Here is a 12,133-nt window from a genome sequence, read left to right as displayed (position 1 = left end):
CCGCAATTTATAAAATTTCACACAGCTCATTCTTCAATCGCGTAAAGAACTTCAATGAGAATTGAAAAACGGGACTCAAGATGAACGTGTAAAGAAAAGTCATCAGAAACACCGGCCCGCCCAATAGGTAAGCCACGAGTAGCACCACACATTCAACAGCTATGCGCGCTTTACTGACCGAAAGTCCGGTCCGTTCGGCCACGGAAAGCATAAACCCATCGCGTGGGCCGGCACCTATCCCACCCGATACATACAAGCCCCCACCCGTGCCCACCACAACGATCCCCACCAGCAACCACAGGTAATCCGTCCAAGTAAAACTGGGCGCGGGCAATATATCCAGCCACAGAAAGAAATCCATAATGGGCCCAATGAGCAGGGCGTTCAGAAACGTGCCGATGTTTACATACTTGCGGCTCACCACCAGCGAGACAGCTATCAGTATGAGGCCGATGATCACCGTCCACGTTCCCAGCGAGAGGCCGAAACGTTCGAAAAGGGCGATATTCAGCACATCCCAAGGATGCAAACCCAGGTGCTTCATCTTCACGGAAATGGCTACTCCGAGCGCGAAACATACCAATCCTGAAAAGTAAAAACCATAACGAATCAGCCAAATTCGGTTCATGCCAGCGAAGAACCGATTAAATTACGATGCATTCGCCAAAAGTAGGCTTTTTCGGGATAATTCAAACAAAATCGACTACCTCGATGTTAAGGTATAACAATGCTAAGTTGTACTTTTTGACCATATCATGCTCCGAATGCCGAGCGTAAAAACTTACTATGGAAATAGCGAACCCTAAGCAAAGCTACTACAGGCCCGATGAGGCGTGCCGACATCCCGAATCCCGCATCGGTAAGATCAACAAAGAATTTATCCAACGCATTGACGCAAAAGCGTACCCGTGCGTAGGCGCCAAATCCGCGCTGCATACCCATCAATATCGATTGGGCAGCTATGGTAGGATGGGCACGCCGACCACCACGATGTGTTTGGCCGAAGATTTGAAAACATATATCCGGGAAACACGGGCGGCCGATAGCCATTACATGACCATGGTTGCTGTCTTCACCGACGAAATCAACTCGGAGATCGCCTTTGAACAGAAGCTCTGGATGCAACTTCAAAAATTGCACGATGTAGATGGCGAGGCGCCTTGGGACCCGGCAGTAGGCAAAGATCCCGAAGACAAAGACTTCAGCTTTAGCTTCCACGGTTCCGCATTTTTCATCGTGGGCCTTCATCCCCACGCTAGCAGAAAGGCCCGCCAATTCGGCCATCCCGCAATGGCTTTCAACCTGCACCGTCAGTTCGAGCAATTAAGGGCCGCCGGCACGTATGAAAAAATGAAGACGGTGATCCGCGAACGGGAGATCGCATACCATGGCAGCATCAACCCCATGCTCAGCGATCACGGCCAAGGATCGGAAGCGCCTCAATATAGCGGCCGGAAAGTCAGCAAGCAATGGAAATGTCCCTTTCATCGTCATTAACATAGATATGATACACACTATACCGAAACAATCAGGCGTAGCTTTCCGGATAGAGCGGGGAAATCTGCTCAAAGTAATTGACCCGCAAGGCGAGCAGGTAAGCGACATGGTGCTATTCAATGCCTCGGATACCCGCGAAAAGATTTCCTCGGGTAAAACATTGGATTTCGAGAATACCCTATTGATAACCGAGGGGCATCACCTGTGGAGCAACCGCAGCCGCAAAATGATGGCAATAATCGAAGACACCAATGGCCGCAACGATTTTCTGTTGGCCCCGTGTAGTCCGGAAACCTTCGAGATTTTATACAACAACCCACACTACCATCCCAGCTGCTTCGAAAACCTGCACACCAATCTAGCCTTATTCGGCATACAGCCAGACGACATTCCAACCGCCTTCAACATCTTCATGAACGTACAGTTTGCAGCCGACGGGCAGTTGTCGGTAGACCCACCGAAAAGCAAAGCGGGTGATTACGTACTTTTCGAAGCTAAAATGGATCTCATTGTCGGACTAACGGCTTGCTCGGCAGAGCAATCCAACAACTATTCGTTCAAACCCATCCATTACGAAATCATGGGATGATCCTTCTCCTGGCAAAATTGGGACAACATTGTTTATTTCGTTAGCTTTGCGGTCTTGCTAACATATCAAAATGAATAGACCTTTACGACCGTTCCTTACCAGTTGCTTTGCCCTTATTACGCTCCTTACCCTCATTACCTGTAAGAACGACCCGCCGACACGCGGAATACCGTACGATGGGCCGCTGCAATTTGTGCTCGATGCAAGCCATAACTCAGCCCTCGTTCATAACATCCAACTGTACCAATACGACGACGGAACTGTGAGCGGGCTCATCCCCACAACGGAACATCTGCCGGACCACGTAACGCTGACCTTCAAAGTGCCGAATGGCCACCAGCTATGGGTCGGCGGTAGCCGCTATGTGGCCGATACCCTTACCATCGCTTTAAATACGCCGCTGCACTGCACCGTCATCGATGCCGAAAGTAACGAAAGCGACTACCGCATACAGCTTTTTCCCGATCCGGGAATTCCGGTGTTTTGGATTGAAACCGAAGGGCACCAGCCCATCGTCTCCAAAGACGACTACATCAACGCCACAGTGAAGGTGAATCCGGGGACCGCCTATGAACAGGCAAACCGGCTCATCCATACCGAAATCCGCGGCCGCGGCAACAGCACATGGGGTATGGACAAAAAGCCGTACCGGTTGAAGTTCCACAAAAAGGAACCGTTCCTGGGCTTTGCGCCCACCAAAAACTGGGTGTTGCTGGCCAACTATTCCGACAAGACGCTACTGCGCAACTACGTAACCTTCGAGATGGGGCGCCAATTGATGGCAGCATTCACGCCACGCTCGCGCTTCGTAGAGATCTACCTCAACGGCCGGTACGAAGGCGTGTATCACCTAACCGACCAAATACGGGTGGAGGATGACCGCGTGGCTATCGATGAACTGGAGGTGGATGAAGAGGATGAAGAAACGATTACGGGCGGGTACCTCCTAGAAATAGACGAACGGCTGGATGCCGACCGTTGGTTCCATTCGGACGTGATGCGGTTTCCCTTTACGTTTAAGAGTCCCGAAGAACCCAACGATGCGCAATTTGCCTACATCACCAACTACATCGCTGCGGTAGAGACCATCATTACCGACCCCCACATCGCCGAACGTTCCGCGGAATATGAAGCACTCATCGATGTGCCTTCATTTGTCAATTTCTACCTCATCAGTGAGCTGGTGCGCAACAACGACACGGGCGGTGGCGGACTCAGCATCTATATGCACAAACCGCGTGGGGGCAAGCTGGCCATGGGGCCACTGTGGGACTTCGACATCGCCATGGGCAACATCAACTACAACGGTAACGAAGCGCCCGAAGGGTGGTGGATAAAGACCGGTAACCGCTGGTATAAGGCACTGTTCAGGGATCCAAAGTTTCAACAAGCGGTGAAGGACCGATGGCAGGAGGTGATGCCCTCACTTCGCACCACAATCATGGAGAAGATAGACGAAGCGGCCTATGGTACGCTCCGCGTAGCGCAGCAGCGCAACTTCCAGCAGTGGGACATCCTCAACACATGGGTGTGGCCCAACTACGACGTGTTCGGCTCGTATGAGGGAGAGGTAAACTACCTGAAAACATGGCTCAACACGCGGATGGACTGGATGGATGCCGAGATTAGCGCGTGGTGAAGGGCTTGTTCTCAGCACGGGGTTAACGATCCCGTCGGCGATACTTTCGCCGATCTGCAAACCGCCGTTGAGCATGGCCAGCACGTAGCTGACCAGTATTCGGGGTCTGTGCTTGCACATCGCAGCCATACAGTTTCACAAAAAAAATTATCTTTGCCCTATGGCATCCCCCCCTTCATCCAACCCATTAGCAAATACCCGAATAGCGATTATCGGGTTAGGCTATGTAGGGCTGCCGTTGGCCATTGCATTCGCTGAAAAATACGATGTTGTCGGTTTTGACATCGATGCAGACCGTGTAGCCGAGCTGAAGAAAGGTATAGACCGTACCCACGAAGCAAATCTCTCCGAATTACAGGAAGTTATCCGCCAAAAGCAGCCGCACACCACATCAGCCGGTTTATCTTTCGCTACGGCTGTAGAAGATTTGCGTGCCTATCAGACCTACATCGTAACCGTTCCCACCCCGATTGATGAATTTAAAGCGCCGGATTTAAGGCCATTGATTAGCGCGTCGGAGATGATCGGTAAAGTTTTATCCCTAGGCGATGTAGTTATTTATGAGTCGACGGTCTACCCGGGTTGCACCGAAGAGGAATGTATCCCGGCATTGGAGCGATCTTCCGGTCTAGTTTTCAATCGGGATTTTTTTGCCGGTTACTCGCCAGAACGGATCAGCCCCGGCGACAAGGTTCACACCCTGAAGGCCATAAAAAAAGTAACCAGTGGCTCCACATCAGAAATTGCCGATCGGATAGACGCCCTATACGGTTCGGTCATCGAAGCAGGCACACACAAGGCTCCCAGCATCAAGGTTGCCGAGGCAGCGAAGGCTATCGAAAACGCCCAGCGCGACGTGAACATTTCGTTTGTCAATGAGCTTGCGCTAATTTTTGATCGGATAGGTATCGATACCAGCGATGTATTGGAGGCGGCAGCCACGAAATGGAACTTCTTGAAATACAAACCCGGCTTAGTAGGGGGCCATTGCATTGGCGTAGACCCCTATTACCTTGCCCATAAAGCACAGTCGGTAGGCTACCTTCCAGAAGTCATCCTTTCGGGCCGACGGGTCAACGACCAGATGGGCGCCTTCGTAGCAAACAAGGTGGTTAAACTCATGATTAAAAAGAATCATAAGATCAAAGACTCCAGAGCGCTCATTTTGGGTATCACTTTTAAGGAAAACTGCCCCGATATCAGAAACACGCGCGTTGTTGATATTTACCACGAGTTGAGACAGTTCGGGCTTACGGTAGACATTCACGACCCTTGGGCGGATGCCGTGGAAGTAAAGCGCGAGTATGGGTTAACCATTTTAAATATCGTGGACACCCATTTGGTCTACGACGCTATTATCCTAGCTGTCGCCCATCGGGAATTCCTGCACTTTGATTACGAGCACGTAAAACGCAATAACGGAATCATCTTTGACACGAAGGCGTGTTTGGAGCGTAGTTTGGTGGATGGGCGGCTTTAAATCGTTGCACCGTTCGGCACAGGGGGCATGGCTGGTGAATTTTTGTCCGTTTCATTCTATTCCCAGGGCTGGGCCTTCTACATTCCCGACACCATCCTTGCCTTTGAGATAAACGGCTACGGGATGGAAACGCACGGTATCAAAATGCGGCGGTTCGAGCCGGAGGGATTGGGGAGTAGCTTGGCCAGCCTGAAAAAAGTAGGCTTTCGTCACGCTGCCGTAGTCGTTGTGGGGTAATAACTCACCGCATCCCTGGTAATCAGCATCAACGGTGTCGGCCACACTGAAAGCGTATATTCGCACAATACCGCCCTTGTTCTGTTCGTTGCGGGCAAATGCGATTTCTTCGAACCCGCCTTTTAAATCTGCCGCCCCCCTACGTTGCAGAAAATCCTGAACCAGCAATGTGCCAAACACGGCAATCACCAACCCGATGAGCAACATACGATACCGCTTGACCATGATGTGCAAAATTACGAAATATTGCCCACGTGGTGCGAATTTAAAGAACGAAACAAACGAATGAATTAAATAGAAAGGCACATTCTCTGCCTGAAAAAATATATATTTGGAAAATGTACCATCATCGATCAATGAATTTTTTTGTACTGACGATTGCCAGCCTCGTGTTTGGCTGCATGGCCGCTTCTGCGCAACATGCGACTGAAACTATTCACATTAGCGATTTACATATTCGTGACCCGTACATCATTGCCGATAAAGAAACGCAGACCTATTTTCTGTACAAATCGGCGCCTGTGGGTAGCGCGGAAACGCGCAGAAGTGGCGTCGTTGTTTTCAAAAGCAAGGATCTCGAAAACTGGGAAGGCCCATATACCGTATTTACCACACCCGATGACAATTGGATTACAGGAGCGATTTGGGCGCCGGAAGTGCACCAATATAAGGGCAAATATTACCTTTTCGCAACATTGAATTCTGATATCGAGTGGAAGAAGAAACGAGAAGATTGGCCCCGATATTCGTTTCGCGGCACACAGCTGTTTTATGCAGACTCGCCCATGGGCCCGTTTTTGCCATTTGACGGCAAAAGACCCCATACGCCCATGGATTGGATGGCGCTGGATGGCACCCTATGGGTGGAAGACGATAAACCTTACATGATTTTCTGCCACGAATGGGTGGAGGTGGAGGACGGCACGATGGAACTCATTGAACTCGAGCACGATCTATCGGCGGTAAAAGGCCAACCTTTGACACTTTTTAACGCGTCAAGCGCCCCTTGGTCTACCGGTTCAACACATGACGACGGAACAGTCTCGTATGTTACCGATGGCTGTTTTTTGTACCGCACGAAAACCGGGAAGCTGCTCATGATCTGGTCGAGCTTTAAAGAAGGCCAATATGCCATTGGCATCGCCGAGTCGACCACGGGGCAGGTGGCCGGGCCGTGGCAGCAGCAGGAAGACGTACTATTCGCTGAGAATGGCGGCCACGGCATGTTGTTCGAATCGTTTGATGGCACCCTGATGCTAACCTTCCATGGACCGAATAGCCCAGGTGGCGCCGAAAGGGCGCAGATCTTTACATTGAGCGACGAAGGGAACACGCTACGTTTGGGAAAACGATTATATTAACCAATCCCGGCTTTCTGCCAAACTGTCATTCTTTCCAAATATTATTTTTAACTTTGTAGGCTTTAATGGACGATCATGTTTGAGATACCCACAACGACGAAAGAACACGACGAATCACGACAAGGTGAGGCCCTGCTTATAGCGAACGACCCGGAAAAGGCCGCTAGTAGGAAGCTATATATAGAGAGTTATGGCTGCCAGATGAACTTTTCGGATAGTGAGATTGTGGCTTCCATCCTGCTCGAAAAAGGCTTCGAGACCACACGCGACTACAAAGAAGCCGATGTGGTATTCATCAATACGTGTTCCATCCGCGAGAATGCCGAGCAGCGCGTGCGCAACCGGTTGAAAGAGTTCGAGTCGGCCAAAGCCAAGAACCCCGGCATGGTAGTAGGCGTGTTAGGTTGCATGGCCGAACGGCTGAAATCCAAATTCCTCGAAGAGGAAAAGCTGGTGGACGTTGTCGTTGGCCCGGATGCTTACCGCGACCTGCCCAACCTCATTGAACAGGTAGACGAAGGTTCAAGAGCTGTCAACGTACTGCTATCCCGAGAGGAAACTTATGCAGACATCAACCCGGTTCGCCTCAACTCGAATGGTGTCACGGCCTTTATCTCCATTATGCGGGGCTGCGACAACATGTGCTCTTTCTGCGTGGTGCCCTTCACCCGTGGACGGGAGCGCAGCCGTGATCCGCAGTCGATCGTAAACGAAGCTCAGGAACTCTTTGATGCCGGCTACCGGGAAGTGACCTTGCTGGGCCAAAACGTAGACTCGTACAAGTATGCGGCGGCCGCTGCGGACGGCCAAGAGCCGGAGCCTGTAGTGACTTTTGCCCTCCTTCTGGAAATGGTGGCCCGCGTTAACCCGCTGTTGCGTGTGCGGTTTTCCACATCACATCCCAAAGACATCACCAATGAGGTGCTCCATACCATAGCGAAGTACGAAAACATCTGTAAGTACATCCACCTGCCCGTACAGTCGGGCAACTCGCGGGTGCTACAGTTGATGAACCGGACATACGACCGCGAGTGGTACATGGAACGGGTGAATGCCATCCGCGAAATCATTCCGGACTGCGGCATTTCCACCGATGTCATCACCGGATTTTGTAGCGAAACGGAAGAAGAACACGGCGATACACTGGCGATGATGGACTACGTGAAGTACGACTTTGCGTATATGTTTGCCTATTCGGAGCGGCCGGGGACACTCGCTGCCAAGCGGTATGCGGATGATGTGCCCGAAGAAGTGAAGAAACGACGCCTTACCGAAGTGGTGAACCGCCAACGTGGGCACAGCCTTGAACGCCTGCAAACTTACGTAGGCAAAACGCACAGGGTGCTTATCGAAGGCTTGTCGAAACGCTCGGACGAAGACTACTGTGGCCGGAATGACCAAAATACGATGGTGGTGTTCCCGGTAAACGACCGCTATAAAGTGGGCGACTATGTGACGGTCTTCGCTGATCGGTGCACATCGGCAACGCTCATTGGAACGATTGCCGACTAGTTAATCGGGGTGTAAGGTCGTTGGTGGATTACAAATAAAACCAAACGTTTAATCCGGGAAAAGGTTAAGCATAGGTACTGGCTATTAAAGACTAAGTACTAAAAGAAGATGGATATCCAAGACATAAAGAATAGATTCGGGATTATCGGCAATTCACCTTTACTAAACCGCGCCATTGATGTGGCACGGCAGGTGGCACCCACCGATATCTCGGTATTGATTACGGGCGAAAGCGGGAGCGGCAAGGAAGTGTTTTCGCACATCATCCACCAGCTCAGTGCCCGCAAACATGGTCCATTTATCGCAGTCAACTGCGGGGCTATACCCGAAGGCACGATTGACTCGGAACTATTCGGACACGAGAAAGGCTCGTTTACCGGCGCTCATGAGGCCCGGAAAGGTTACTTTGAAGTGGTAGGTGGCGGAACCATCTTCCTGGATGAAGTAGGTGAGCTACCGCTAGGCACGCAAGCGCGGTTGCTCCGCGTATTGGAAACCGGTGAATATATCCGGGTAGGCTCGTCGAAAGTGCAGAAAACGGATGTACGTGTCATTGCCGCTACCAACGTAGACATCTACGAAGCGGTGCAGAAAGGCAAATTCAGGGAAGACCTCTATTATCGGCTCAATACAGTGCCATTACGTATCCCGGCATTGCGCGACCGGAAGGAAGACATCCATTTGCTCTTCCGGAAATTTGTGGCCGACTTTACCGACAAGTACCGGAGCCCAAACGTGCAACTCACGGAAGATGCACAGCAGCTGCTGGCCAATTATCCCTGGCCGGGCAACGTACGGCAATTGAAAAATATTGCCGAGCAAATTGCGGTGTTGGAGAAAGAACGACTTCTCGATGCGCAAGTGCTCCAACAGTACTTGCCCTATGATAACAGGAGTAATCTGCCCGTTCATGTAGGCTCAGCGAAAGGCACGGATGATTTCTCGGAGCGCGACCTGTTGTATAAGGTGCTTTTCGATATGAAAAAAGACATGGTCGAATTGAAGAAGCTGGTGGTAGAAATTATCCAGAACGGTGTCAATTCTGGCATTGTGGAGGACAACTCGCCATACATAAACAAGCTGTACCGCGAACTGGACAGCCCCACGGCCGAACAGCTACCGACGCAGCCCACACTGACTATCCACCGGCCATCGGCCAGTGACTCTAACGACGATTTCCGATACTCCACCCAGGAGGCGGAAGAGGTGGAGGAAGAATCGTTATCGCTCGTTGAGCGCGAATCGGACCTGATTAAAAAGGCCCTGAAGAAACACAAGGGCAAACGGAAATCGGCGGCGCAGGAATTAGGTATTTCCGAACGGACGTTATATCGTAAAATCAAGGACTTAAACCTGAATTGACACGCATAACTATGAGGACGGCAAAGGTATGGCGGTATTTGTGGGGGTTATTGGTTGTTGTAGCCGCAAACGGCTGTGGTGTTAAATACGGCTTTACCGGCGGGTCGATACCCGAAGGGATGAAAACGTACACGGTCGAGTTTTTTGAGAATACGGCGCCGATCGTTAATCCTATACTCAGCCAAACATTTACCGAGGCCTTAAAAGAGCGGATACGCAGCCAATCGAGCCTAAGCCAGGTGACCAACGAGGGCGACGCGATCTTTGAGGGGCGCATCACCGGGTATAGCATTGCGCCTGCGGCCATTGAAGCAGGTACGGACCGCGCTGCATTGAATAGGCTTTCGATTACGGTCAATGTAAAATACACAAACACCATCAAACCCGAAGACAACTTCGAAGAGTCGTTTACCCGATTTAAAGACTTCTCGTCTGCGAGTGGGTCGATACCGGCACAGGAAGAGGCGCTCGTCCGTGATATCAACCAAATGCTTACCGAAGATATCTATAACCGGGCATTTGCGAATTGGTAGGGTGATATAACAATGTGTCAATTTGATGACTTTAAGATTTAATGACTAGTAGAGTGGAGAACGTGAATTATAAGGAACTATACCATCATGCATTGGCCAATCCCATAGCTGTTGATGGCGAGACCCTGTCAGCGCTGATTGACCGATTCCCTTATGCGCAAGCACTGCGTGTGGCACGGGCCCGTAAAAATTACCACGACAATAGTTCAACAAGCGGGGAAAGTGCCCTGCTGGTTGCGGGGATGCCCAACTGGTTATACGGGCACGTCATTACCGAAATGCCCACGGTCGACAGCACATTTCAAGCCGAACACATTTCCGTAACGGCCGACATCGAAACCGTTATCCCTGACATCGACGACTCGGGGCTGATAGAACACCCCATAGGGCTGGATTATTTTACTTATGAGAAAAAAACCACTGAGACGGATGCCAACGCCGCAAAAGTGACGCAGGAGGTGGTGCCCTTATCTGCAGCGACGCCACATGAGAAGGTGAGCCTATATAATGATGATCACCTACCCTATAGCTTTTTATGGTGGCTCGATAAGACCCGGATGGAGCATGCCGATACCTATCGACCTTATGTACCCCAAGGCGAGTCGGTTACTTACCTTGCCGACACGGTGGATGCGCCCGACGACGAGCGGGTACTCGATCAACAAATCCGGGAAAACATTTTCCACTTGCAGTCGCCAGAAGAGAAATTGAGCGCCGCACAACCACCGGAGACCATCCCATTTCAGGTCCCTAAGAAAACCGATCCGCTCATTGAACGGTTTATACGGGAGGAACCGCAGATTAAACCGCCCCAGGCCGATAAAATTAACTTGGAAAATAAAGCAAGGAAGAGTGCTGAAGACCAATTGACATTGGTAACCGAAACGTTGGCGAATATATACGTTGAGCAGGGACTGTACCCGAAGGCCATAGCCATCTATAAAAAATTAAGTTTGAAATATCCCGAAAAAAGTACGTACTTTGCCGCTCGAATTACGGAATTGACGGATAAATTACCCTAGTGGAATAAAAACAATGCAAACATTATTGATTATATTGATTATACTGGCCAGCGTGTTGCTGTCTTTCTTGGTGCTCATCCAGGAACCTAAAGGCGGTGGGTTAGCCTCCGGATTTTCAGGTGGCACTAACCTGATGGGCGTGAAACGTACGGGCGATCTCTTAGAGAAAGGAACGTGGGGATTGGTGATTGCCATTATGGTTTTTGCACTCATCGTAAATGTAATGAGCCCTTCGGCAAGCAGTGGGGGCAGCGGACTGACCGATCAGATCACGCCAACGACGCCAACCACGGCACCGATTCCTCCGGTCACGGCGCCCGAGGCAACTCCAGGTGCAGACACCGCACAATAAAATATTCAAGGCCACTCATAACCGAGTGGCCTTTCTTTTTTTGTGTCACTGCCATCCGCACTGACATCCTGACACAACTTCCCCACGCGTTCCGCGACTGCCAACGTTAAAAATGAAAAAATGGCAAGGTAGGCTCTTAAAAAAGCACTTGGCATAGTTGATGACGTAAGTGGCGAGGAAGAATCAAAACATATTAACAAATTACATATTAACTAAAATCATTATGGCGTTAAGTATTAAACCTATCGGAGACAGAGTGGTGGTTGAGGCTGCCCCTGCAGAGGAGAAAACCGCATCAGGTATCTATATTCCAGATACTGCCAAGGAAAAGCCCCAACGTGGAGCGGTTGTGGCCGTGGGTACCGGGAAAACGGACGAACCATTGACCGTGAAGGTAGGAGACCAAGTGTTGTACGGCAAGTATGCCGGTACGGAAATCACGTACGAAGGAAAAGAGTATTTGATTATGAAAGAATCTGATATCTACGCAATCGTCTAGGGTTGGTGGTTATCGGGAATTCATATTTTCCTCGTTAATGTTTAATTAAT

General features: G+C 50.5%; 13 protein-coding genes. 11 read left to right on the top strand and 2 right to left on the bottom strand.

All coding sequences use genetic code 11. The features are described 5' to 3' along the window. Positions 1 to 7: 7 nt before the first annotated feature. On the bottom strand, positions 8 to 628 hold the full coding sequence (locus U9S71_RS00170; protein ID WP_326324304.1) for a YczE/YyaS/YitT family protein: 621 nt from the start codon (positions 626 to 628) through the stop codon (positions 8 to 10). Between the two features lie 158 nt (positions 629 to 786). On the opposite strand from U9S71_RS00170, the gene gntA reads away from it, so the two are divergent. The 4 genes from gntA (at position 787) to U9S71_RS00150 (ending at position 5,205) form a co-directional block, all read left to right on the top strand. Next, on the top strand, positions 787 to 1,497 hold the full coding sequence (gene gntA / locus U9S71_RS00165; protein WP_326324302.1) for a guanitoxin biosynthesis heme-dependent pre-guanitoxin N-hydroxylase GntA: 711 nt from the start codon (positions 787 to 789) through the stop codon (positions 1,495 to 1,497). A 7-nt stretch (positions 1,498 to 1,504) separates the two neighbouring features. Beyond that, entirely contained in the window at positions 1,505 to 2,086 is a 582-nt protein-coding gene (locus tag U9S71_RS00160) for an urea carboxylase-associated family protein (protein ID WP_326324301.1), read from the top strand. A gap of 70 nt (positions 2,087 to 2,156) precedes the next feature. After that, positions 2,157 to 3,725: a CotH kinase family protein gene (locus U9S71_RS00155; protein ID WP_326324299.1), complete on the top strand. Its 1,569-nt coding sequence runs from the start codon at positions 2,157 to 2,159 to the stop codon at positions 3,723 to 3,725. A 160-nt stretch (positions 3,726 to 3,885) separates the two neighbouring features. Next, complete coding sequence (locus U9S71_RS00150; protein WP_326324298.1) at positions 3,886 to 5,205, top strand: nucleotide sugar dehydrogenase; 1,320 nt, start codon at positions 3,886 to 3,888, stop codon at positions 5,203 to 5,205. Positions 5,206 to 5,256: 51 nt separating this feature from the next. On the opposite strand, the gene U9S71_RS00145 is transcribed toward U9S71_RS00150, so the two are convergent. After that, positions 5,257 to 5,667, bottom strand: a complete 411-nt coding sequence (locus U9S71_RS00145; RefSeq protein WP_326324297.1) for a hypothetical protein — start codon at positions 5,665 to 5,667, stop codon at positions 5,257 to 5,259. A gap of 131 nt (positions 5,668 to 5,798) precedes the next feature. On the opposite strand from U9S71_RS00145, the gene U9S71_RS00140 reads away from it, so the two are divergent. The 7 genes from U9S71_RS00140 (at position 5,799) to groES (ending at position 12,083) form a co-directional block, all read left to right on the top strand. Beyond that, the gene (locus U9S71_RS00140) at positions 5,799 to 6,803 is read left to right on the top strand and encodes a glycoside hydrolase family 43 protein (RefSeq protein ID WP_326324295.1); all 1,005 of its coding nucleotides are present in this window, start codon (positions 5,799 to 5,801) and stop codon (positions 6,801 to 6,803) included. A 75-nt stretch (positions 6,804 to 6,878) separates the two neighbouring features. Further along, positions 6,879 to 8,315 carry a tRNA (N6-isopentenyl adenosine(37)-C2)-methylthiotransferase MiaB gene (miaB, locus tag U9S71_RS00135; protein WP_326324293.1) on the top strand — a complete coding sequence of 479 codons (1,437 nt, stop codon included), beginning with the start codon at positions 6,879 to 6,881 and terminating at the stop codon, positions 8,313 to 8,315. Positions 8,316 to 8,423: 108 nt separating this feature from the next. Then, the gene (locus U9S71_RS00130) at positions 8,424 to 9,677 is read left to right on the top strand and encodes a sigma 54-interacting transcriptional regulator (protein ID WP_326324291.1); all 1,254 of its coding nucleotides are present in this window, start codon (positions 8,424 to 8,426) and stop codon (positions 9,675 to 9,677) included. Between the two features lie 11 nt (positions 9,678 to 9,688). After that, on the top strand, positions 9,689 to 10,210 hold the full coding sequence (locus tag U9S71_RS00125) for an LptE family protein (protein ID WP_326324289.1): 522 nt from the start codon (positions 9,689 to 9,691) through the stop codon (positions 10,208 to 10,210). A gap of 41 nt (positions 10,211 to 10,251) precedes the next feature. Beyond that, complete coding sequence (locus U9S71_RS00120) at positions 10,252 to 11,232, top strand: hypothetical protein (protein ID WP_326324287.1); 981 nt, start codon at positions 10,252 to 10,254, stop codon at positions 11,230 to 11,232. Between the two features lie 13 nt (positions 11,233 to 11,245). Then, complete coding sequence (secG, locus tag U9S71_RS00115) at positions 11,246 to 11,584, top strand: preprotein translocase subunit SecG (protein WP_326324285.1); 339 nt, start codon at positions 11,246 to 11,248, stop codon at positions 11,582 to 11,584. Positions 11,585 to 11,807: 223 nt separating this feature from the next. After that, entirely contained in the window at positions 11,808 to 12,083 is a 276-nt protein-coding gene (groES, locus tag U9S71_RS00110) for a co-chaperone GroES (RefSeq protein ID WP_326324284.1), read from the top strand. Positions 12,084 to 12,133 lie beyond the last annotated feature (50 nt).

Origin of the sequence: Parapedobacter flavus (assembly GCF_035818675.1) — a bacterium.
GTDB classification, from domain to species: Bacteria; Bacteroidota; Bacteroidia; order Sphingobacteriales; family Sphingobacteriaceae; genus Parapedobacter; species Parapedobacter flavus.
The sequence above is the reverse complement of the archived record's forward strand: the minus strand, read 5'-3'. Positions and strand labels throughout refer to the sequence as shown.

Coding starts and splice junctions, on each gene's coding strand:
- U9S71_RS00170 (WP_326324304.1), bottom strand. CDS start 628: ATGAACCGAATTTGGCTGATTCGTTATGGTTTTTACTTTTCAGGATTG.
- gntA (WP_326324302.1), top strand. CDS start 787: ATGGAAATAGCGAACCCTAAGCAAAGCTACTACAGGCCCGATGAGGCG.
- U9S71_RS00160 (WP_326324301.1), top strand. CDS start 1,505: ATGATACACACTATACCGAAACAATCAGGCGTAGCTTTCCGGATAGAG.
- U9S71_RS00155 (WP_326324299.1), top strand. CDS start 2,157: ATGAATAGACCTTTACGACCGTTCCTTACCAGTTGCTTTGCCCTTATT.
- U9S71_RS00150 (WP_326324298.1), top strand. CDS start 3,886: ATGGCATCCCCCCCTTCATCCAACCCATTAGCAAATACCCGAATAGCG.
- U9S71_RS00145 (WP_326324297.1), bottom strand. CDS start 5,667: ATGGTCAAGCGGTATCGTATGTTGCTCATCGGGTTGGTGATTGCCGTG.
- U9S71_RS00140 (WP_326324295.1), top strand. CDS start 5,799: ATGAATTTTTTTGTACTGACGATTGCCAGCCTCGTGTTTGGCTGCATG.
- miaB (WP_326324293.1), top strand. CDS start 6,879: ATGTTTGAGATACCCACAACGACGAAAGAACACGACGAATCACGACAA.
- U9S71_RS00130 (WP_326324291.1), top strand. CDS start 8,424: ATGGATATCCAAGACATAAAGAATAGATTCGGGATTATCGGCAATTCA.
- U9S71_RS00125 (WP_326324289.1), top strand. CDS start 9,689: ATGAGGACGGCAAAGGTATGGCGGTATTTGTGGGGGTTATTGGTTGTT.
- U9S71_RS00120 (WP_326324287.1), top strand. CDS start 10,252: ATGACTAGTAGAGTGGAGAACGTGAATTATAAGGAACTATACCATCAT.
- secG (WP_326324285.1), top strand. CDS start 11,246: ATGCAAACATTATTGATTATATTGATTATACTGGCCAGCGTGTTGCTG.
- groES (WP_326324284.1), top strand. CDS start 11,808: ATGGCGTTAAGTATTAAACCTATCGGAGACAGAGTGGTGGTTGAGGCT.